The organism is Marinimicrobium locisalis (assembly GCF_039822625.1).
Lineage (GTDB): Bacteria > Pseudomonadota > Gammaproteobacteria > Pseudomonadales > Cellvibrionaceae > Marinimicrobium > Marinimicrobium locisalis.
Map to the genome: position 1 here is coordinate 66,420 of NZ_JBDLLG010000011.1, position 21,731 is coordinate 88,150.

Annotated in this window: 16 protein-coding genes and 1 riboswitch; of the genes, 12 read left to right on the top strand and 4 right to left on the bottom strand. The window is 57.9% G+C overall.

Going from position 1 to position 21,731, the window contains the following annotated elements:
• Positions 1-96 precede the first annotated feature (96 nt).
• The 7 genes from AAE514_RS08575 to arsJ all read left to right on the top strand — a co-directional run bounded on the left by AAE514_RS08575 (position 97) and on the right by arsJ (position 9,349).
• On the top strand, positions 97-1,770 hold the full coding sequence (locus tag AAE514_RS08575; protein WP_347331114.1) for a serine/threonine protein kinase: 1,674 nt from the start codon (positions 97-99) through the stop codon (positions 1,768-1,770).
• 108 nt (positions 1,771-1,878) lie between these two features.
• A complete protein-coding gene (locus AAE514_RS08580) occupies positions 1,879-4,641 on the top strand; it encodes a TonB-dependent receptor domain-containing protein (RefSeq protein WP_347331115.1) in 2,763 nt (920 codons plus the stop codon).
• A gap of 223 nt (positions 4,642-4,864) precedes the next feature.
• Complete coding sequence (locus AAE514_RS08585; protein ID WP_347331116.1) at positions 4,865-5,581, top strand: energy transducer TonB; 717 nt, start codon at positions 4,865-4,867, stop codon at positions 5,579-5,581.
• A gap of 135 nt (positions 5,582-5,716) precedes the next feature.
• Positions 5,717-6,064, top strand: a complete 348-nt coding sequence (locus AAE514_RS08590; protein ID WP_347331117.1) for a metalloregulator ArsR/SmtB family transcription factor — start codon at positions 5,717-5,719, stop codon at positions 6,062-6,064.
• 23 nt (positions 6,065-6,087) lie between these two features.
• Complete coding sequence (arsB, locus tag AAE514_RS08595; RefSeq protein WP_347331118.1) at positions 6,088-7,104, top strand: ACR3 family arsenite efflux transporter; 1,017 nt, start codon at positions 6,088-6,090, stop codon at positions 7,102-7,104.
• Positions 7,105-7,127: 23 nt separating this feature from the next.
• Positions 7,128-8,138 (top strand): ArsJ-associated glyceraldehyde-3-phosphate dehydrogenase, encoded by a 1,011-nt coding sequence (locus AAE514_RS08600; protein ID WP_347331119.1) that lies wholly within the window; start codon positions 7,128-7,130, stop codon positions 8,136-8,138.
• A 2-nt stretch (positions 8,139-8,140) separates the two neighbouring features.
• Entirely contained in the window at positions 8,141-9,349 is a 1,209-nt protein-coding gene (arsJ, locus tag AAE514_RS08605; protein WP_347331120.1) for an organoarsenical effux MFS transporter ArsJ, read from the top strand.
• Between the two features lie 326 nt (positions 9,350-9,675).
• On the opposite strand, the gene AAE514_RS08610 is transcribed toward arsJ, so the two are convergent.
• Positions 9,676-10,968 carry an NAD(P)/FAD-dependent oxidoreductase gene (locus AAE514_RS08610; protein WP_347331121.1) on the bottom strand — a complete coding sequence of 431 codons (1,293 nt, stop codon included), beginning with the start codon at positions 10,966-10,968 and terminating at the stop codon, positions 9,676-9,678.
• 42 nt (positions 10,969-11,010) lie between these two features.
• Positions 11,011-12,003, bottom strand: coding sequence for a Gfo/Idh/MocA family protein (locus AAE514_RS08615; protein ID WP_347331122.1), 993 nt, complete (start codon positions 12,001-12,003; stop codon positions 11,011-11,013).
• Between the two features lie 127 nt (positions 12,004-12,130).
• Positions 12,131-12,239: riboswitch (TPP riboswitch) on the top strand.
• A 128-nt stretch (positions 12,240-12,367) separates the two neighbouring features.
• On the opposite strand from AAE514_RS08615, the gene AAE514_RS08620 reads away from it, so the two are divergent.
• The 4 genes from AAE514_RS08620 (at position 12,368) to AAE514_RS08635 (ending at position 16,705) form a co-directional block, all read left to right on the top strand.
• Positions 12,368-14,527, top strand: coding sequence for a TonB-dependent receptor (locus AAE514_RS08620; RefSeq protein ID WP_347331123.1), 2,160 nt, complete (start codon positions 12,368-12,370; stop codon positions 14,525-14,527).
• 532 nt (positions 14,528-15,059) lie between these two features.
• Positions 15,060-15,311, top strand: a complete 252-nt coding sequence (locus AAE514_RS08625; RefSeq protein ID WP_347331124.1) for a YkoF family thiamine/hydroxymethylpyrimidine-binding protein — start codon at positions 15,060-15,062, stop codon at positions 15,309-15,311.
• 1 nt (position 15,312) lies between these two features.
• Positions 15,313-15,945, top strand: coding sequence for a nicotinamide riboside transporter PnuC (pnuC, locus tag AAE514_RS08630; RefSeq protein ID WP_347331125.1), 633 nt, complete (start codon positions 15,313-15,315; stop codon positions 15,943-15,945).
• Positions 15,938-16,705, top strand: coding sequence for a phosphotransferase (locus AAE514_RS08635; protein ID WP_347331126.1), 768 nt, complete (start codon positions 15,938-15,940; stop codon positions 16,703-16,705). The genes pnuC and AAE514_RS08635 overlap by 8 nt, the downstream gene beginning before the upstream one ends.
• On the opposite strand, the gene AAE514_RS08640 is transcribed toward AAE514_RS08635, so the two are convergent.
• Both AAE514_RS08640 and AAE514_RS08645 read right to left on the bottom strand, forming a co-directional pair.
• Complete coding sequence (locus tag AAE514_RS08640; protein ID WP_347331127.1) at positions 16,685-17,689, bottom strand: AraC family transcriptional regulator; 1,005 nt, start codon at positions 17,687-17,689, stop codon at positions 16,685-16,687. The genes AAE514_RS08635 and AAE514_RS08640 overlap by 21 nt on opposite strands.
• Before the next feature lie 5 nt (positions 17,690-17,694).
• Positions 17,695-18,603: a GGDEF domain-containing protein gene (locus tag AAE514_RS08645; RefSeq protein ID WP_347331128.1), complete on the bottom strand. Its 909-nt coding sequence runs from the start codon at positions 18,601-18,603 to the stop codon at positions 17,695-17,697.
• Positions 18,604-18,971: 368 nt separating this feature from the next.
• Here AAE514_RS08645 and AAE514_RS08650 point away from each other — a divergent pair, with 368 nt between their 5' ends.
• On the top strand, positions 18,972-21,722 hold the full coding sequence (locus AAE514_RS08650; protein ID WP_347331129.1) for a TonB-dependent receptor: 2,751 nt from the start codon (positions 18,972-18,974) through the stop codon (positions 21,720-21,722).
• Positions 21,723-21,731: the final 9 nt, after the last annotated feature.

Genomic DNA, 21,731 nt, shown 5'->3' on the forward strand with positions numbered 1-21,731 from the left:
CCTTGGCGCCCCCCGCTCGGGACCGAATGCGGAGTGCCGACCCAGGTTGGTACTCACCGTTTTCCAAAAAAGCGATCCACTAGGAGTGCTCAACCTATGAAACTTGTGAACCTTGTCAGCGTTACCGCCTTGACCGCCGTTCTGGCGGCCTGTGGCGGCGGTGATATCGAAGTCGATGCCCGCAACCAGTCCAATACCGACAATTCGGTGGGGGACAACAGCAACAATAACACCAGTGGCGGTGGGGGTCGGACCGGCGATAACCCCTGTGCTTCCTATGAGCAGGATGGCGAGACCTTCCAGGGTTCCTATGATGCGCCCAACTGCGTTTACGGCACCGACTTTGTCGGCCTGGCCAAGCCTTATACTGCTGACCAGGAGCTGGTTTTCGGTGACTTGTCGAATGACGGTGCTCATATCTTTAATGACAGTCTGATGATTGGTCAGGGCTACGGCAACGATGCCGATATGGAGGCCGCAGGCATTACCCAGGGTGGTGACGGCTCTGTACTGCGTCTTGAGGCCGGCACCATTCTGGCCTTCCGTTCCCCCGATGACTACTTCGTGATCAACCGCGGCTCTCAGATTTTCGCCGAGGGCACCGCGGACGAGCCGGTTGTTGTGACCTCTACCACCGACATCGAAGGTACCGTTGGGCCTGAAGAGGTTCAGCAGTGGGGCGGCATGATCATCAATGGCTTCGGTGTGACCAACAAGTGTTCTTATACCGGTAGCTTCGCCGATGACAACCTGGAAACCAGCGACTGTCACATTGAGGCGGAAGGTAAAGCCGGTGCGGGCCAGACGTTCTTTGGTGGTGACAATAACGAAGACAACTCTGGTGTTCTGAATTATTTCATGGTCAAGCATACCGGGGCTCAGGTATCTCCCGGGAACGAGCTCAACGGCATTTCCTTTAACGCCGTCGGTTCGGGCACCGAAGTGAGCTATCTTCAGGTTTACTCCACCTATGACGACGGCATCGAGTTCTTTGGTGGCGCGGTCGATGTGGATCACTATGTCGGTGTGTACGTCCGTGATGACTCCATCGATATTGATGAAGGTTACCGTGGCACCATTAACTACGCGCTGGTTATCCAGAGCGAAGCTGATGGCGACCATTGCATTGAGTCAGACGGTATCGGTCGCTATTCAGATTACGAAGCGGATGAAATTACTCCTATTGTCGATGCTCAGTTGAACTCTCGTGCCACCATTAACAATCTGACCTGTATCGTTTCTCCGAGCGCTGAAGGCACCCATGCCGAAGGCCATGGCTGGCGTATCCGGGAAGCGCACTTCCCCACCATCCGCAACTCTATCCTGACCACTGCCTACATGCCTGAACAGGGTGAGAACAACTACTGCGTCCGTCTGGAGTCGGCTGAAGGCCTTCAAGCCGCGGAAGATGGAGACCTGGTGATCGAAGAATCCATCATCGCCTGCCCGACTTTGACCAACGGTGGCTCTCTGCCCGGCGGCAGCACTGTGCAGGCATTCCTGGAAGCGAACAACGCGGTGATGGAGACCGACGCGGCGGGTGAAGACCCGACGGCTGACGAAACTGACGTTAACCTGGCCATTCTGGATGGTTTCTACTCCTTGCCCCTGGGCGACATGGTGGTCAACGGTAACGCCGCGCAGGTTACTCCGGTTGATTCAGACTTCGTTGGCGGTGTAACTGCAAACGACGACTGGACGGCTGGTTGGACTTACGGCCTGCACCCAGACAATCGTGCTCAACCGCTATGGTTCGAAGCGGCCGAGTAAGCCCTGAACTAATACGCGCAAAGACTCGATTGCCGTAACGAAAGGGCGCCTTACGGCGCCCTTTTTGCTAGACGGCTCGTTAAAGCTTCACTAGATAGGGCGGTTCTGATGAACAGCAAATTTTTCTCAAATCAAATGGTGCGCGCCGGCTTCAAGGTAAGCCTGCTCAGCGTGATGATCAGTGCGCCGGCATACGCGCAAGACGATCAAGGCGATAGCTCCATGCCAAGCGATCCGCCGGTAACGGCACCACCGGTGATGGAAGAGCTATTGGTTACAGGTGGGCGTTTGCAAAGCGGTGCCGAGAGTCTGGCAGCAGAGCGGCAAGATGCGCCCGTCGCCACCGACTTGCTGGGTTCAGACCAGATCAGTCGTATTGGCGACTCCACCGTGGCCTTGGCGCTCACTCGTGTCCCGGGTGTGACGCTGGTGGATGATAAATTCGTTTTTGTTCGCGGCTTGGGTGAGCGGTACTCCAGCACCACCCTGAACGGTGCCATGGTTCCTTCGCCGGATTTGTCGCGCAACGTGCTGCCGATGGATATTATTCCGACCTCCATCGTGGAATCCCTCGCGGTACAGAAGGTTCCCTCGGCGGACAAACCTGCAGCGTTCGGGGGCGGTAGTGTCGATATCCGTACGACCGGCGTTCCAGATGGCCCCCTGTTTTCCTTTGAGCTCGGAACGGGAATCAATACCGCCAATGAGGAGTTGTTGACCTATAACGGTGGGTCCGACGACAAGTTCGGTACCGATGACGGCTCTCGGGCGCTATCCTCGCGACTGGATCGGGCGCTGGATCAGTACCGGGGCGAGTTCAGTGCAAATAGTATCCGTACCCTGGGAGGGGTGGACTCCCTCGCGGAAGCCAAAGCCGTCAACCGGGAGTTGGCGACCGAACTGAACCGGGACATCACGGTGTACGAGACCGATGAAGATCCGGACCTCAAAGCCGAAATGAATTTGGGCAACACCTTCTATCTGCCCAATGATATGGAGTTCGGGTTCTTGGCCGGCGCGGCTTATGATAAAGAGTGGCGTAATCGTAACGTCACCCAACGTCGTGTGGGTGATCCTGAAAACCAAGTCGTTTTTGAAGACGAAACGGTCCAGTCCGTGGATATTAGCGGAAACCTCGGGTTCGGGCTTCGCTTGAACTCGGAAAACCGTATCGATACCACCAGCCTCTGGTTGCGCAATACGGACGATGAGGTCTCGGTCAAGGACTACTTTAATGCGAACAAACTGCTCAGCGAAGGGCAGGGATTTCGCAACACAGAGCTGCGTTTCGAGCAGCGCGAGCTGAAGGTCAACCAGATACGGGGCGAACACGAGCTGGGTTGGGACACCCTGGAGACGCTCGGCCTGGACCAAAGTCTGGAGTTCCTGCGTGGGTTGAGTGTCGAGTGGTACGTCTCTGAAAGCGAAGCGAGCACTGACCTGCCGAACGAAGTTAACGCGCTCAGCAATACGCGATCCAACCCTGAAACGGGTGAAGTGATCAGCTCTTCTCTCAGTGCCGCCGGCTCCGCTGTCACTTACCGTTTTTCCGATCTGCGGGACTATGTCGACAGCAATGGGGTCAAGGTGACCATGCCCTTTGAGTGGGACGACTGGGAAGTCAAACTCTCCGGTGGAACCGACTACTGGCAGAAGTCTCGCACCTATCGCCAGTTGGAGTTCTATCTTGGGTCAACGTCCATCGGTGCCACCGATCCGTTGCTGGAAGGTCCGCTGGGAGGCGTGCTTCGGGATGACAATCTCCTGAATGCGGGTAATGACTTTCAAATCAGCACCAACCAGGGCAACGCCAACAGCTACGTCGCGGCGAACAAAGTAAACGCGGCCTTTGGGCAGTTGGATGTCACCTGGGATTACACTTGGCGCCTGGTGATCGGAAGCCGCTGGGAAGACTATCAGCAGCTCAATATGCCCTGGGAGCCGATGACTTACGAAGGTAGCCAGTTTCCGGGCCTGGATGGCAATGACGCCGAGAAGATTGCAGATTACTTCCAGACCGTGACCTATGCCGAAGACGATGTCTACAATTCGGTGGCACTGACCTGGATGCTGCAGGATTTCTGGGCAGAGGACTTCCAGCTGCGCGCCAGTTTTGCGGAGACCACCGTTCGCCCCGACTTGCGGGAGATTTCTGAATCCAGTTATTTCGACCCGATCACTGACATCGCAGTGAACGGTAATCCGGACGTGGTGCCCTCGCAAATCGATAACGTCGACCTGCGCGCGGAGTGGTTCTTCTCCGGCGGTGATAACTTCACCCTGTCTTTGTTCTATAAAGACATCGTGGATCCCATCGAGCAGTTCGAGGGGGGCGCGGCGGATGACAATATCAGGGCGGAAATCCACAATGCTGAGAGTGCCGAGCTTTACGGTCTGGAAGTCGAGTTCCTGAAGAGCCTGGGTGATGTGTCCTCAGTCCTGGACCCCTTTTTCCTACAGGGTAACTTCACCTTTATGGATCAGGAACTGGTCGCCGGAAACAATGCCGACGCCCCGACCAATCAGGTCCGTCCGCTGCAGGGGGCCTCTGACGTGGTCAGTAACCTGATCCTCGGTTACGACTCGCCGGATGGCATGCACTCGGCCACCATCGCCTACAACTCGTTTAGCGAACGTCTGTTTTTCGCGGGCCGTAACGGTGTTTCGGACAGTTACGAGCAGCCGTTCCACTCCCTGAACCTGACGTACTCCTTCTACCCCACCGACAACTTCACTGTGAAGTTCAAGGCCAGCAACTTATTGGACGAGGATTTGGAGATTACTCGGGAGCGTTCCTCGGCGGATGATGTTGTGATCTACAGTCAGGAACGAGGCCAGGACATCAGTTTGAGTGTTCAGTACCGCTTCTAAAGTGCTTTAGAAGCCTTTCTGCTGCTTGTGCCGCCCTCCGGGCGGCTTTTTTTTGGAAAATGACCAAAAATTTCAGAATTGTCACAATAACTTAACAAAACTCTGGTAGGGGCAGTGCTACTCTTTGGGGCATAGGATCTCGGATTCGCGCCGTCCGTTGGGCCTTCGAGCATTGTAGGCCTTAATAATACCCGCAAAGTGCCTAATGAAAGAGGATAAGAGCATGAAAAAAGTCGTAGTCAGCGCCCTGATCGCGCTGGGCCTGGGTTCAGTGGGCAGTGTCGCAGCCGAACAATACCAACCCGCCGGCTTCGGAGCCGACACTCTGAGCTATTTGGAAGCCGCTGTGGCGCCCCCCGTCCTGACCGACGCCGCCCCCGTGGCCGCCGTCTACTGCCAGACCGATGTGGGAACCGATGGCTTGACCCGCAATGTCTCGTGCTACGAGCGCGAGGGTTTCAGGGACCTTCGCGACCAAGTGGAGCAGGCCATGGCCGGCCGACAGTTTACGGCTGCTCAGATCGATGGCGAGCCCGTGCCCGTGCGGATGGTTTTTCGGGTTATTTACGCGGATCTGGACGGCCAGCCTCCCATTATGTTGTTGCCCAACCTGGGCCATATGCAGGGGGATTTCGGCCACCAGTACCATGCCCCCCAGGAACGGCTGGACAGCCGCAACTGGTATGCCTTGTATCGCAGAAACGACTGGAGCGAGGGCCAACCCTTTTTCAGCGACGAGGGTGAACTGACCCGCGTACTGGCCTGGGTGAATGACAGTGGTCGAGTGACCTCTGCTCGTAGCCTGGAGGGCCATAGCGAGTACCGCCGGGACGCCAACGCCGTGGAAAAGGCGCTCGAAGCCTCCCGCTTTATTCCCGGCTTGACCAACGGCAAGCCTGAGAAGATGCGCTATGTCGCGGTGTTGCACTATCCCCGATAGCCCACCGCCGCCTGCCAATAAACGATAAACGCGCCGATCCACCGGCTGCTCGAAAGGGCGGCCGGTTTTCTTTTTGGAGTTTTATATATATGGAAAATCATATATGATGAAAAGCATATGTTCCAGGAGGCTGCCATGACCCCGCTGACCTTTTTCAAGGCCCTGGCCGATGACACCCGTTTGAAATCCCTGCTGTTGATTGAGCGGGAAGGTGAGCTTTGCGTGTGCGAACTAATGGCCGCCCTGGGTCTGAGTCAGCCCATGATTTCCCGCCATTTGGCTCGGTTACGTCGGGAGGGGCTGGTGCTGGGCCGGCGCCAGGGCCAATGGGTCTTCTACCGGCTTCATCCGGACCTGCCTGCCTGGGCAAGGAAAGTAGTCACCGAGGCCGGCCATGCCAACTCCGGCTACCTGGAGGTCACAGAGCGGGCTCTTCGTGATATGGGGGACCGCCCCGACCGTCGCAATGAGTGTTGTGCCTGAGCGGCACGGAAGTAGGAGCGTCAATGGGCTTATTTGAGCGGTATTTATCAATTTGGGTTGCCTTGGCCATCGGCGCCGGGGTGTTATTTGGCACCTTAAATCCGGCGCTGTTTAATCAGCTGTCCCAATGGCAGTATGCCCAGGTGAACCTGGTGGTGGCGGTGTTCATCTGGTTGATGATCTACCCCATGATGGTACAGGTGGACCTTTCCTCCATCAAAGAAGTGGGCCGGCGACCGAAGGGGCTGGTGCTGACCCTGGTGGTCAACTGGTTAATCAAACCCTTTACCATGGCGGCCCTGGGCTGGCTGTTTTTCCGAATCTTTTTTGCCGGCTGGGTCGATCCCCAGTCCGCCAATGAATATATTGCGGGCATGATTCTTCTGGGGGTGGCGCCCTGCACGGCCATGGTATTTATCTGGAGCCAGCTGACCAAGGGTGACCCAAACTACACGTTGGTCCAGGTGTCCATCAACGATGTGATTCTGGTGTTTGCCTTTGCGCCCCTGGCCGCGTTTCTGTTGGGCATGACCAACATAACCGTGCCTTGGGAAACCCTGGTGCTATCCGTGGTCCTGTACGTGGTACTACCCCTTATTGCCGGTGCGTTCACCCGGCACTGGTTGCTCACGCGTGGAGGCGAACCCGCACTCGGCGATTTTCTGCACAGAATAAAGCCCGCGGCTATTCTCGGTCTGCTTGCCACCGTGGTGCTGCTGTTTGGGCTCCAGGCACCGGAAATTCTGAATAATCCCTTGGCGATTGTATTGATCGCCATTCCGTTATTGATTCAGTCCTATGGCATTTTTATGTTGGCCTACTGGATGGCGCGCCGGTTGCGGTTGCCGCACGAGGTCGCCGCTCCGGCGTGCCTGATTGGGACCTCTAATTTTTTTGAGCTGGCGGTGGCCGTGGCGATTTCTCTATTCGGTATGCAGTCCGGCGCGGCCTTGGCGACGGTCGTGGGGGTGTTGGTGGAAGTGCCGGTGATGTTATCTCTGGTGACCTTTGCCAACCGGACCCGCCACTGGTTTTCTTGAAGTATTGATGTGAGGAGCGAGGCATGATGATAAAAATCGGCATTAACGGCTTTGGCCGAATGGGGCGTTTGGCGTTACGCGCCGGGTGGGACTGGTCGAAGATTGAGTTTGTCCAGATCAACGACCCGGCCGGCGACCCCGAAACCCTGGCCCATCTGCTCAACTTTGACTCCGTGCACGGCCGTTGGCGGCATCAAGCCGAAGCTGCGGGGGATACCATTCACATTGGTAAACGCACGGTGGCGGTGACCGGCAATCGCGCCATTGGCGAGACCGATTGGTCCGGTTGCGATGTGGTGATTGAAGCGTCCGGTAAAATGCGGGACCGGGAGCTGTTGCAGGCTTACCTGGACCAAGGCGTCAAGCGGGTAGTGGTCACGGCGCCGGTTAAAGCCGAGGATGTGCTCAATGTGGTGCTCGGGGTGAACGAAGACCAATATGACCCCGACCGGCATCGAATCGTGACCGCCGCCTCCTGTACCACCAATTGTCTGGCGCCGGTGGTGAAAGTGATTCATCGGGAGCTGGGAATTAAGCACGGCTCCATGACCACCCTCCATGACATCACCAACACCCAAAGCATCCTGGACCAACCGCACAAAGACTTGCGCCGGGCTCGGGCCAGCAGTATGAGCCTGATCCCCACCACGACCGGGTCGGCCAAAGCCATTACGGAAATCTTCCCCGAACTGAAAGGGCGTTTGAACGGCCATGCCGTGCGTGTCCCCCTGGCCAACGCTTCTTTGACCGACTGCGTGTTTGAGGTGGAAAAGCCCACCGATCGGGATCAGGTGAATGAGCTCTTTAAACAGGCTACCTCTGATATGCCAGGCATTCTCGGATACGAGGAGCGCCCACTGGTGTCGGTGGATTACAAGACCGACCCGCGCTCAAGCATTATCGATGCCCTGTCGACACTGGTGATTGACGGCACACAGGTGAAAATCTATGCCTGGTACGACAACGAGTGGGGTTACGCCAACAGAACCGCCGAACTCGCCCGCTTGGTGGGCTTCAAGGATCAAAAGGCCTAAGCATGCTGGCGCAGCTGTCCCCGGCCATTCGCCAGTACCTGCTGATCACTGGCAACTATTGGGCGTTTACCCTGACCGACGGCGCCCTGCGGATGCTGGTGGTGCTGCACTTTCACCAGCTGGGCTACAGCCCCCTGGCGATTGCCATGCTGTTTCTTTTCTACGAAATTTTCGGGGTCATTACCAACCTGGTGGGCGGCTGGCTCGGCGCTCGGCTGGGGCTTAATCGCACCATGAACATCGGGCTGATCCTGCAGGTGGTGGCACTGTCCATGCTGCTGGTTCCGGCGGCCATGCTCGCCGTCCCCTGGGTCATGGCCGCCCAGGCACTGTCCGGCATAGCCAAAGACCTGAACAAGATGAGCGCCAAGAGCTCGATCAAGTTGTTGGTGCCCGATGGCCAGAGCGGTGGACTCTATCGGTGGGTCGCCCTGCTAACCGGTTCAAAAAATGCCCTCAAAGGGGCGGGCTTCTTCCTCGGTGGCGCTCTGCTAATGAGTTTGGGTTTTACCGGTGCCGTGGGCGCGATGGCGCTGGCCCTGCTGTTTGTTTGGGTCGCCAGCCTGATATTTCTGAAAAAAGACCTGGGCCGGGCCAAAAGCAAGCCCAAGTTTTCCGAGATTTTTTCCAAAAGCGCCGCCGTCAACGTGCTTTCCGCCGCGCGCCTGTTCTTATTTGGCGCGCGGGATGTGTGGTTTGTGGTCGCGCTTCCGGTGTTTCTCGCCAGTCAGTTTGATTGGAACCACTGGCAGGTCGGGGGTTTTCTGGCGCTGTGGGTGATCGGCTACGGCGCGGTCCAGTCGGTAGCGCCCCGCATCACGGGACGAAGTAACGGCGCTCTGCCCGATGGGCGAACCGCTTTTGGTTGGGCGCTGGGGCTGACTCTTATCCCCGCGGCGATTGCGTTGGCCTTGATGGGTAGCATCGCCCCTCAGTGGAGTTTGTTGGGCGGGTTGATGTTGTTCGGTGTGTTGTTTGCGGTGAATTCTTCTCTGCACAGTTATCTGATTGTGAGTTATGCCAAGGAGGATGGTGTTTCTTTGGACGTGGGCTTTTATTACATGGCCAACGCCATGGGGCGTTTGGTGGGGACGGTGCTTTCCGGCTGGGTGTACCAAGTGGCGGGTTTGGTGGCGTGCCTTTGGATTTCGACGGTGTTCTTGGGGCTGGCGGCAGTGATTGCTTTGGCGTTGCCTAGGCGAGAACAGTAGAGGGTTTCGGGGGGATGGTTCAAGTCCGGGCCGGGAAGGGGACACCCTTTCAAGACACGCCGTAAATACATCCCTGTAGGCTCGCCTCGCGGAATCCCGCCGCTTACGGTCTTGAAAGGGTGTCCCCTTCCCGTCCCTCAGTGCCACGTTAAGACTTGAGGGTTCGTTCACTCGTGGGCGTTGAGGCACTTAGGTTCGGGGTGGGGTAGACCTTTCCAAGACCGTGGAGCGGGGGACCCGCGATTCGAGCCCCCATGGATGGGTTTACGGCGTGTCTTGGAAAGGTCTACCCCACCTCGAACCGGACGCGACGCCCCAACCACACATCAGTGGAGCTTCAGGCGAGGCCGCAACCACCGATTGATTCTACCTGCAAACATCAACAACCCAGTCTTGATCAAACCATGCACCGCCACCTGATGAATGCGATACAGCGAGATATACACCAAACGGGCCATCCGCCCCTCAATAAACAAACTGCCCCGTGTCAGGTTACCCATCAAACTGCCCACAGTGGAATAATTGGCCAACGAAATTAACGAACCGTGATCGTGGTAATGGTATGTTTTCAATGGCTTACCATTGAGCGACGCCACAAGATTGTCATAACAGGTGTCCGCCATCTGGTGGGCGGACTGAGCTCTTGGTGGCACCCGCTTGCCATCCTCCTGAACAAACTCGGCGCAATCGCCCATCGCAAAAATGTGCTCATCCCGCGTGGTCTGCAGCTTCTCATTCACCTTGAGCTGATTGATGCGGTTGGTCTCCAGGCCGCCGATATCCGCCATAAAGTCCGGTACTTTAATGCCCGCCGCCCAGACCATTAAATCCGCCTCAACAACGTCTCCGTCCTTGGTGTGTAGGCCATTGGGGTCGGCCGAGGTTACCATCGTCTGGGTGCGCACCTTCACTCCAATATTGGTCAGCTCCCGGGTTGCCGCCGCGGAGATGCGTTCCGGCAGGGCCGGTAGAATACGATCGCCGGCCTCCAGAAGCGTTACATGCAAATGCTCATTGGTAATCGCATCAAAACCATAGTGATGAAACTCCTTTACCGCATGATGCAGCTCCGCGGACAATTCCACCCCCGTGGCCCCGCCGCCTACGATGGCAGTGCGCACTTCATCCGGTTCCTCGGGCACGCGCTGAATGCGCAGGAAGCGGTTGAGCAGTTTGTTGCGAAAGCGGTGGGCTTGCCGGGCACTGTCCAGAAAAATGCAATGCTCTGCCACGCCCTCGGTCCCAAAGTCGTTGGACGTGGAGCCAAGGGCGACTACCAGGTAGTCGTAGTCAATACGGGTGGAAGGGATAAACTCCACTCCCTCTTCGTCGAGTACCGGCGCGAGCACCACCTGGCGCTTGTCCCGGTCGATGTCGATCATACTGCCGATGCGGAAATGGTAGCCGTTGCCGTAGGCGTGGGCGCGATAGCTGACCGCATCGTTGCCCTCATCCATGGTGCCCACCGCAATCTCGTGGAGCAGCGGTTTCCACAAGTGAGTGGTATTGCGGTCAATCAGTGTAATGTGCGCTTTTTTCTTGCGCCCCAGTTTGCGTCCCAACTTGGTGGCGAGTTCCAGCCCGCCGGCGCCACCTCCGACCACAACGATTTTCTGCACGGTTTACCTCTCTGTAAAAGGGCGGTTATCGTAAAAGCGCGATTAATCCAAATGTACCCAGCGGCTCTCATCCGAACTGGTGAACAGGGCGTCGAGAATGCGCATATTGGCCTCGGCATCCCACAGGGGTGTGGGGACGGCGGTCTGCTCCTGAATGCTTTTGGCAAAGGCATCCACCATAAGTTGATATTGGTTCTCCTTGGGGAAGGTGAATACTTGCTTCTCTCCCTTCACGGTCAGGGTGACCCGATTCTCATCGCCCGGCTCGGGGTTAAAGGGCTTCTCCAGCCGGACCATGCCTTTCTCCCCGTGGATTTCGGCCCACTGAGTGGGCTCGGTTTTGGTGGTCACCGTAAAGGTCGCGGTGCCATCGGGGAACTCCATAATCGCCGAGCTCAGGCAGTCCACCTCATACCCCGCCAGCGGCTGGACGCTACCCACCACTCGCACCGGTTCGCTGTTGTAAACATACCGAGCGGAGGAAATTCCGTAGCAGCCGATGTCCATCAGCCCCCCGCCCCCGATACTGGGCAGGTTGCGAATGTTCTCCTCCTCGCGGTTGTTGTAGGCGAAAAAGGCGTTATAGGTGCGCACCTGGCCCAGGTCCCCCCGATCCAGCCACTCCTTGATCTGGTACCACTGGGGGTGGGAGCGGTACATAAAGGCTTCCATAAGCTTTTGCTCAGGGTAGGCCTTGGCGGCCTTTTTCAGGGCCTGGAGGTCGTCGACATTAAGACTGATGGGCTTTTCGCACAGCACGTGTTTCCCGGCCTCCATTGCCTGAACCGTCAGGGGGACATGCAAGTGGTTGGGCAGGGGGTTGTAGATGGCGTCAATGTTCGGGTCATTGAGCAGGGCTTCGTAGCTACCGTGGGCCGTGGGAATCCCCAACTCATCGGCGAAGGCCCGGGCGTTGGTTTCCGAGCGGGAGGCGACGGCGACGACTTCACCGTGCTCGGAGGCCTGAATGGCGGGAATGACTTTTGTGCGACCAATGTTGGCGGTGCTGAGCACCCCCCAGCGAATCTTGCGCATGATGAGCTCCGTTGAGCGTTCTTTTTGGAGAACGGGAGGTTGTAGGGGCTAGTGGCGTTAGTGTACACCAGAGCATCCTGGCGGGGAAAAGCGGCTTGGTGAACGTCGGCTTAGGGAGTAGAATTAGGGCCACTCCTCGGGGAGGTGATAAACCTGAGACACTCTGGGCGACTAGAGTGGACCCGTTGAACCTGATCCGGTTAATGCCGGCGTAGGGATAGGAATAGGAACCGCACCGCCCGCCCGGGCTCGCCCATGGTCGCCATTGGCCAAGAACAGCAATCGGGGCAAAAACAATAAGGGTTCCAACACACTCCCGCTCGCATACCGGGTCTCCACTGATTGAAAGATTGGAGACTCAACGATGAACCCGCTTCAAACGAACCGTTTTTCTCGAACACTGCTCAGCGCCGCTGTTGTGGCCGCCGGCGCTCTGGCACACACTCCGGCATGGGCGCAAGCGCCCGCGCAGACGGCTTTGCCGGAAGTGACCGAAGAGATCCTGGTCACCGCCGACTTCCGCCAGGCCGAGCTGTTTGACTTTGCCACCAGTGCTACCGTGATTGACGCGCGCACCATCGAACAGCGCAGCGCCCAGCACCTGGAGCAGGTGCTGAACACCGCACCGAACGTCAATTTCTCCACCGGCGCCTCGCGCGGCCGATTCTTTCAAATCCGTGGCATCGGCGAGCGCAGCCAGTTTGTCGAGCCTATCAACCCCTCAGTCGGGTTGATTGTCGACGGCATCGATATGACCGGTATCGGTGGCGCGGCCACCACGCTCGATATTCAGCAGATCGAAATCCTGCGAGGGCCCCAGGGCACGCTCTACGGCGCCAACGCCATGGCCGGATTGATCAATATGGTCTCCGGCGAACCCACCGAACAGTTCTATGGTGAGGCGTCCCTGGGGCTGGCCGAATACAACACTCAAACCGCCAGTGGGGTCTGGAGTGGCCCGGTGTCCGAGACGCTGGGCTATCGTTTTGCTGTCGGCTCCACCACCAGTGACGGCTATCAGGAAAACGCCTACCTCGGCATCGACGACAATGCCAACATCGACGAGCAGACCGTTCGCGCCAAACTGCAATGGCAGCCTAATGAGAACACGACCTGGGATTTCACCGGGCTCTATGTGGACGTTGACAATGGCTATGACGGCTTTTCCCTGGACAACACCCGCACCACCTTATCCGACCAGCCCGGCCACGACCGCCAGGAAACCCTGGCCGGTTCCGTGCGGCTGCAGTGGGAGGCGAATGCCGCCTACGACCTGATCGGCTTGCTCAGCCACGCCAGTTCCGACCTGGAATATGGTTACGACGAGGATTGGGCCTACGAAGGCCTGTGCGTGGATTTCGAGTGCGTTTACGATGGCTACAGCTCGTTTGACAACTACCTGCGGGACAACCAAAACACCAGCCTCGACCTTCGTTTGGTCTCCAGCAACGCGGCCGATGAACTCGGCTGGGTGACCGGTGTTTACTACCGCGACCAAAGCGAAGACCTGCGCCGGGAGTACACCTATCTGGAAAGCGATTTTCTGAGCGACTTCGACACCGAAAGCCAAGCGCTATACGGCCAGTTGAATATTCCTCTCGCGGATCGCTGGAACCTCACCACCGGTCTGCGCTACGAAACCCGCGACGCCACCTATTCGGATAGTGATAATGCGTCTTTCTCCCCGTCCGAAAATATGTGGGGAGGCAAGCTGGCCCTGGAGTACCGGGACAGTGCCGATAACCTCTGGTATGGCCTGGCGTCGCGTGGCTTCAAGGCTGGCGGCTTTAACAGCAGCCAGACACTGCCCGCCGAGGACCGGGAGTTTTCAACGGAAACGTTATGGAACTACGAGCTGGGTTGGAAAGGCGAGGGCTTCGACGGTGCTTTGCAAACTCGCATCGCCTTGTTCTACCAGGACCGGAACGATGTGCAGACCAAACAATCCCGCGTGGTGCCGGAGGAAGGCGACACCTGTCCGTGCAGCTTCATCGATTTCACCACCAACGCCGCCGCAGGTAGCGCCGCCGGTCTTGAGTTGGAAGCCAACGCACAGCTTAATGCGATGACGGAAGTGTTTGCCAGCGTCGGTCTGCTCGATAGCGAGTTCGATGATTTTCAGAGTTTCGCCCACGTGGACGCCAATGAGGACGAAGGGGAGCCGGTGGACCTGAGCGGCCATGATTTGCCGCACGCCCCCAGTTACCAATTCGCCATCGGCGCCATGTTTAACCTGACCGAACATTGGTATGCGCGTGTTGAGGTGGAGGGGAAAGATGCATTTTACTTCTCCAGCCGTCACGAGGCACAGTCGGATTCTTACGAGCTGTTGAATGCCCGGTTGGGTTATCGTGCGAACTCGTGGGAGGTGGCACTCTGGGGCCGCAATTTGACGGATGAGCTGTACGAGACACGCGGCTTCGGCGCTTTCGGCAACGATCCGCGCAATGGTTATATGGCGGAGCCCTATTATCAGTTCGGTGAACCCCGGGTTGTGGGGGTGGATTTGACGTTGCGGTTCTAGCGTGGTTTTGGCGGCGCTTAGTGGGCGTAGTGGTCAGGTAGCTGGGGGCAAGACACGCCGTACATACGTCCCTGTAGGCTCGAATCGCGTGTCCCGCGCTCCACGGTCTTGCCCCCAGCTACCTGACCACTACTTCGCACCACGTTTGGGCATACCGTAGGGCGCGGTAAGCGAAGCGCACCCGCCGGTTGGGCTGCAGGATATTTGAACGCCGTTTGCTGCAACTCACCCCTTGGTATTGGCAGGTGCGCTTCGCTTACCATGCCCTACATGTTCTGATAGTGAAGAGAGAGCAACCACAAAACATTCGGCGAAGAGTCGATCCGGTACACTCCCCCAAGACCGTGGAGCGCGAGACACGCGATTCGAACATTTATACTGCCGGCGAAGGCACGGTCAGGTACATTCAACCGAGACCGTCAAGCGCGGGACTCGTCTTGTCGAGCTACAGGGACGTATTTACAGCGTGTCTCGGTTGAATGTACCTGATCGGGCCGCCCCCAAACTTTATTCTTGTCGAGAGGCAACCACCATGAAACTCTCCGTAGAAATCAGCATGTATCCTTTCAATGGCGATTATATCCCGCCCATCAAAGGCTTCATCGACTGGCTCAACCAACAGGAGGGCCTCAAAATCCAGACCGTGCCCACCTGCACCATCATCACTGGCGACTACGACCGGGTGATGGACGTACTGCGAGACGGACTGAAATACAGTTACGAAAATTTTGGCAAAGCCGTCTTCGTCACCAAATTCCTGCCCAACTACGAAGCTCTCAACTGACATGAACGACGTCACCCAGCAAATCGCCAACACCTGGTCCCAGTGGCTCGGGTGGGAACTGGTCGCGGTGGTTCTGGCCGTCGCCTACATTCTGCTTGCCGTGCGGCAAAACCCCCTTTGCTGGTACTGCGGTTTCGCCAGCACCGCCATCTACACCGTGCTGTACTGGAACGTCAGCCTGCTCATGGAATCCGGCCTCAACGTCTACTACATGGCCATGGCCGTCTACGGCTGGTGGCAGTGGCGCCATGGCGGGGAAGGCGATACCGAACTGCCCGTGCAAACCTGGCCCTGGCAAAAGCACCTGCTGGTGATTGCCGGCGTGCTGCTGGCGAGTGCCGCCAGCGGTACCTGGTTGACGTACTTCAGCGAAGCCGCCTGGCCCTATGTTGACTCATTCACTACCTGGGCCGCGGTAGTCACCACCTTCATGGTCGCGCGCAAAGTGCTCGAGAACTGGCCTTACTGGATGGTCATCAACAGCACCGCCATTGTGGTACTGATCGACAGGGAAATGTACCTCACCGCACTGCTTCTGATGAGCTACCTCGTGATTTCGGTATTCGGTTGGATTAACTGGTACCGGGACTATCGCGGTTTGAGCGTCGGGCAGACGGAGGCAACCCGTGGCTGAGTCGGCCGGTGCGCTGGAGCAGGCGCTCGATACCTGGCCGGACTGGTGCATGGGGCTGAACGGCCGCCCCAGCGTCATTGCCCCGGTGCCGGGCGGGCGAACCAATCTCAGTTATCAACTCCATGCCCCCGGGTTGCCCTACGAGCTGCTGTTGCGGCTGAACAACCCCCAAGGGGAGTCCCTGGGTATCCGGCGTGAACATGAACAACGAATCCTGGATACTGTCGCGGCGGCGGACATCACGCCCGGCGCTGACTATTGGTCGCCGGACTACCGTTTTACCGTTTTTCGGCATATTGGCGCTCGCACCTGGAGCGCGAGGGACCTGGAAAATCCCCATCAACGTCGCCGGTTACAGCAAATGCTGGCCCGGGTGCACCAACTCGAACCGGAGACCCCCGTCCGATGCTATCAGGATTACCTCAATCACTATTGGCAGCAGTTGGACGTGGCCGGAATGGTTGGCCCGGTTTTGGCTCGGGCTTGGGAAGAATTCTGGCCGCGTTTGGTAGCGTTTGACCACTCCGGGTGGCGGCCGGTACTCACCCATCACGACTTGATTCCGGAAAACATTCTGGAAACCGACGAACGGCTGTACCTGATTGACTGGGAGTATGCCGCCGTGGGCCACCCCGACATTGATCGTTGGTGTCTCGATCCCAGCCTGGTGTTGGACCCATTCGTGCACGAGCTTGCGCAGTGGACGAATGAGCTATGGGAAAGGGTAGTTGCGTTGAACTCACGCCGTGCCGAGCAGTGAACTGGGTAGTACGCCAGTCCAGCGTTTGAAGGCGCGGCGCAAGTTGCGCCCATCGTGAAAATGCAGTCGGCGGGCTACTTCCTCCACTGACAGGCCCTGTCGGGTCAGCCAGTCGATGGCCAGCTGCTGGCGTACTTGGTCGTAGCGAGCCTGAAAATGGGTGTCATGTTTCTTGAAGCGGCGTTTCAGTGTCGCTGTGCTCACGCCCAGATGCATCGCCAACTTTTCCATGCTGGGGGCCTGGTCGATGGTCTCCATTAGGTGGTGGTCAACGTAGGCCACGAAGCCCTTGAGCTCCCCGCTTGAGTTTTGGGTGGCTTGCGCAATGGCGGAAGCCGCGGCGCTGGCGGAGCTTCTGGGCCAGGGGGCGAGCAGGCTGTCGCGCTCAATCCACATAAAGCACGAACGGCTGTTTTCCTGCAGGTTCGGCCCCCAGTGCACGGCGTATTGCTCGGGATGCTTCACCCGGCCCGGCACCGCGTAGTGCCAGGGAAAGGGGCGCTCACCGAGCCACTGGCAGAAAGAGGAAACGGCGGTCATCATCAGCGCATTCAGGAATTCGGCATTCGCCGCACCGCCGCAGGCATTAGACCAGTAGAGACGGGCCCCGCCCCCCTCCATTGTCAGGCGGGGCCACCACAGCGGGCTGAGGGTGCTGGCAAAGCGCTCGAGAATACGCAGTGCGTCTAAAAGATTCGCGGCGTTGGTCCAGGCAGCGCCCGCGGGCCCATAGTTACCGGGGAACAACCGGTGCCCGGTCAGAAAGGGCAGCTCTGCGGGGCCTAAACGCGAGGCGTTGTCAATCAACCGGAAACAGTGAGCCGGCTGTAGTAGTCGATCCCCGCGCTGGACATCGTCCATAAACAATCCTGTACCGCGAAGCAGTTTCTCCGGATCAAGGTCACGGTCAAGACACGCTTCAACCAGAGCGGCCGGCAGCCGGTGGATCGGTATGAACGGGGTGTCTATATCGTACAGGCTCATAACAGTCAGGCGGCCTGTCGCGGCGCCTGCGCCTCCTTGGCCTGTAGTAGTGACTGAGTGGCCACCGTCAGCAATTGCTCGCGCCGGGTCGGCGGGTTCAGGGCCAGCCCGACACTGGCCGTATGAAACAGTGACTCCCCCTGCGCGGTTTTGTAGGCAAAGTGTTGTACCGCATTGGCAAGCTGTTGGGCCTGTTCGCGCGCAAGCAGTTGTCCCGTGCCGGGCATCAAAACGGCAAAGCGGTCCCCGGCGTAGCGGCACAGCAGATCGCATCGGCGCAGGTTCAGCAAGAGCAGCTCACTGAGTTCTCGTAGCAATCGATCACACTCCTGGCTTCCGTACTGGCGGTTGGTCACCGAGAAGTGATCAATATCCAACAGCAGTAAAGCAAAGGGTTGGCCCTCCCGCTCGGCCCTTTCGGTCATCAACTGCAACTGTTGTTGCAGGTACCGGGCATCGCCCAGTCCGGTGAGTTGATCCTGCAGCCGGTATTCCCGGTAAAATTGCTCGCGTTTGCGCTCGCGCTGGTTGAAAACACGCTGTTCCCGGTGCCAGTGAAAGAGGCCTACTGTGAGCAGAATCAGCCCGCAGGGTGTCAGCGTCGACTCCAGCCCGCCGCGGAAAAAGTGGCCCTCCGGCAGGGTGATTACCTCATCCACCACATCCTGAAAAGTCCCCAGGAATAACAGTGCCAACCCCATCGCCAGCCAGTTGGTCACCGCGCCGGCCGGGCGACTGTTGAGCGTAAACAACCACCAGGCAAGCGCCATCAAGGTCACGCTGCCTTCCCCGAGAATATCCAGCCAGTCGATATCGCCCCAGTCTTTGACCGTACCGATCATCAGGGTGGCGATCAGTATTAGATTCAGAGCTAGAAGGGTGGCCAGCAGTTTCCAGAGGTGTAGCGCGAGCATGGGTCGGGTTCCAGTGGGAAAAGAATGTAAGCCACTCATTACCAGAGAAATGCAACGTTTTTATGACAGCCGGATTTTGGGCCTGAAACGTCGGACATTTTGTGAGAGGGGCAAAATGGATCACGCTATTTTTGGTGCGCGACGGTGCAGGCGAACGCACGGTGAGAACGATGCTGTGGTGGACTCCGCCGCCCGCTCTGCAAGCCAGAATAGTGAGGGGGCATATCAGCTCAAAAATGCCCTGGTTCACCACCGGTTTGGCCCGTTCGAGTCGGGCTGTCATCGCGCTGTCACCTGTCCCGCCTAGCGTGCTCCTCGAATTGCTATCGACGTGGCTTGAGGCCATGACATCTATGGGGGATAAGATTGTGAAAGCGTTGACGAATCGTATAGGTACACGCCGTCTGCTTGCGACGGCCATCGCGACCGCCGCCAGCGGTATGGCGTGGGCGGACGGTCAGGTGACCGGCCAACTGGTTTCCGACAACACCGGTGCGCCGCTTGAAGGGGCTCAGGTCCGCATTGAGCAGCTGAACCTGAATGCCGTGACCGGTCGGGACGGCCGCTTCTACTTGCGCGATGTGGAAGCGGGGGCCTATGTGCTGGAGATCAATTACTTGGGCTCGAATGTTCAGCGCGAACAGATTCGGGTCGAAGATGATCAGACGCTGGTTCGCAACTTGCGCCTTTCCGACGGTGCGATCGAAACGCTGGTCATACGCGGTCAGGCGGGCAGTCTGAACAAGTCCTTGAACCTGCAACGCACCGCAGACAATATCGTTAGCGCGGTTTCATCCAACGCCATTGGCCAGTTCCCGGATACCAACGTGTCCGAAGCACTGCAACGGCTTCCCGGTCTGTCCATCGAGCGTGACCAGGGCGAAGGGCGTTACGTGCGCATTCGCGGCATGGGCCCGGACTACAACAGTGTGACGGTCAACGGCGTCAGCCTTCCCTCCCCGGACAGCGGTCGTCGTGCCGTGGCTCTGGATGTCATTCCTTCCGATTTGCTGGAAACTCTGGTTGTGTCCAAGACCGTCACCCCGGACATGGATGCCAACGCTCTGGGTGGCAGCATCGACATTCGAAGTTTGTCGGCGTTTGACCGCGAGGAAGCCTTCTATCGGGTTACCGCCGAAGGCAGTTACAACGATCTGACCGAAGAGACCAGCCCCAAATTCGCCGTCACGGGGAGCAACCAATTCAGCATCGGTGAGGGCAAAGATAATTTTGGTGTGGCCCTGGGGGGAAGCTGGCACGAGCGCAGCTTCGGTTCGCACAATGTGGAAACCGGGGGCGCCTGGGACTTTGATGATGGCGCGGCGCTGGAGGAAGCGGAGCAGCGGCTCTATCGCATTACGCGCGAGCGCTCTGGCATGACGTTAAATCTCGACTATAAACCGAGCGATAATACCGACCTATACTGGCGGACTCTGTACAGCGAGTTTACCGATTCGGAGATTCGCCTAGCCAACGTTCTTGAGTTTGAAGAGGCCACGGCCGAAGGCGCTGCAGGTGCTGTGGAAGTCGAACGCGAACTCAAAGACCGTGAAGAGACGCAGGAAATATTGTCCACATCGCTCGGTGGCTCCACGCGCTTTGACCAGTGGACGCTGGATTACCAGGTGGCTCTGTCGGAGTCCAGTGAAAATGAGCCTGTTCACATCGCCGGTGCCGTTTTCGCCTCTTCGGACGCCTTTGAAAACGTCGGGTTTGCCAGTGCTCGTACGCCTTTGTTCGATGCCCCCGAAAGCTTTTATGCGCCTTCGGCCTATGAGCTGGATGAAGTGGAAGTCGCCCGCTCTGGGACGGAAGATGAATCCGAGTCGTTTCGGCTGGACCTGACTCGCGATGGTCGGCTCGGTGAAAACCCCGTGCAATTCAAATTTGGTGTGAAGCATATGGACCGCACCAAAACGGATGATGTGACCATCTGGGTTTACGAAGACTTCGAAGATGCCGGAGTGGCCGGGGATGCACTGCTTCTGAGCGGTTACTCAGAAGGCGAGTTGGAGTACAACCTGGGGCGGCTCGGCCCCCATATTGAAACCGCACCGGTCTGGTCCACCATCGCGCCTCTGACCGCTGAGGATTACTTCGAGGAAGAAGACTCCCGTATCGAAGACTTCGAAATTCAGGAAGCGGTGAGCGCGGCCTATTTGATGGGGCGTATTGATATGGGCAACCTTCGTCTCCTGGGTGGGGTTCGCTACGAAGACACCGATTTTGAAGCCAGTGGCTCTCGCCTGACCGACGGCGAATTCTCTGATACCAATGCGCAGAACGAGTACGACCATGTTCTGCCGTCGCTGCAAATGCGCTACCTGCTCAGCGACAAAACTCAGGTGCGCGCGGCCTGGACCAATACATTGGTCCGTCCCATCTTCGAGCAGCTGGCTCCCAATTACATCATCGACGAAGACGAGGCCGAGTTCGGCAACCCGGTGTTGGAGCCGCTCGAGTCCTCCAATATTGATGTCGGTATTGAGCACTACATGGGTTATGCCAGCATGGTGTCGGCCTATGTGTTCTACAAAGACGTTGATCACTTCATCTACCAGACCGATCTGGCCGGGCAGGGCGAATATGCGGATTTCGATGAGGCGGTCACCTTTGCCAACGGCGACACGGCCGAGCTGCGCGGCTTAGAGCTGGCCTTTACCAAACGCTTCAACGAACTGCCGGTGCCTTTCAACGGCTTTCTGGTCGCGGCCAACGGTACCTACACCGATTCGGACGCGACTTTGAGCTACCTTGACGACGGTGAGCGCGCGCAGCGGGACACGGTGCTGCCGAGTCAGTCCGAGTGGACCGGCAATTTCAGCCTCGGCTATGAGGCGGATCAGTTCAGTGTGCGTATGGCCGCGAACTACAAGTCCGAGTATCTGCTGGAAGTCACGGACCCCTCGGACGAGCGGTACGATGTCTTCGTCGATGAACAGGTACAGCTGGACCTTTCCGCCCGTTACTTTATTACCGAAGGTATTCAACTGGTATTTGAAGCGGTGAACCTGACGGACGAGCCCTATTACGCCTACGTCAATCAGCCGGCCTATAACGCCCAGTACGAAGAGTACGGCATGACCTGGAAACTGGGCCTGAACATCACCAACTTCTAAGAGCGAGTC

What these genes read in the sequence shown, in the direction of transcription:
- AAE514_RS08585 (WP_347331116.1), top strand. Translation starts at nt 4,865, where the DNA reads ATGAAAAAAGTCGTAGTCAGCGCCCTGATCGCGCTGGGCCTGGGTTCA.
- AAE514_RS08640 (WP_347331127.1), bottom strand. Translation starts at nt 17,689, where the DNA reads ATGAGCCTGTACGATATAGACACCCCGTTCATACCGATCCACCGGCTG.
- AAE514_RS08620 (WP_347331123.1), top strand. Translation starts at nt 12,368, where the DNA reads ATGAACCCGCTTCAAACGAACCGTTTTTCTCGAACACTGCTCAGCGCC.
- pnuC (WP_347331125.1), top strand. Translation starts at nt 15,313, where the DNA reads ATGAACGACGTCACCCAGCAAATCGCCAACACCTGGTCCCAGTGGCTC.
- AAE514_RS08575 (WP_347331114.1), top strand. Translation starts at nt 97, where the DNA reads ATGAAACTTGTGAACCTTGTCAGCGTTACCGCCTTGACCGCCGTTCTG.
- AAE514_RS08615 (WP_347331122.1), bottom strand. Translation starts at nt 12,003, where the DNA reads ATGCGCAAGATTCGCTGGGGGGTGCTCAGCACCGCCAACATTGGTCGC.
- AAE514_RS08590 (WP_347331117.1), top strand. Translation starts at nt 5,717, where the DNA reads ATGACCCCGCTGACCTTTTTCAAGGCCCTGGCCGATGACACCCGTTTG.
- AAE514_RS08580 (WP_347331115.1), top strand. Translation starts at nt 1,879, where the DNA reads ATGAACAGCAAATTTTTCTCAAATCAAATGGTGCGCGCCGGCTTCAAG.
- arsJ (WP_347331120.1), top strand. Translation starts at nt 8,141, where the DNA reads ATGCTGGCGCAGCTGTCCCCGGCCATTCGCCAGTACCTGCTGATCACT.
- arsB (WP_347331118.1), top strand. Translation starts at nt 6,088, where the DNA reads ATGGGCTTATTTGAGCGGTATTTATCAATTTGGGTTGCCTTGGCCATC.
- AAE514_RS08600 (WP_347331119.1), top strand. Translation starts at nt 7,128, where the DNA reads ATGATGATAAAAATCGGCATTAACGGCTTTGGCCGAATGGGGCGTTTG.
- AAE514_RS08645 (WP_347331128.1), bottom strand. Translation starts at nt 18,603, where the DNA reads ATGCTCGCGCTACACCTCTGGAAACTGCTGGCCACCCTTCTAGCTCTG.
- AAE514_RS08625 (WP_347331124.1), top strand. Translation starts at nt 15,060, where the DNA reads ATGAAACTCTCCGTAGAAATCAGCATGTATCCTTTCAATGGCGATTAT.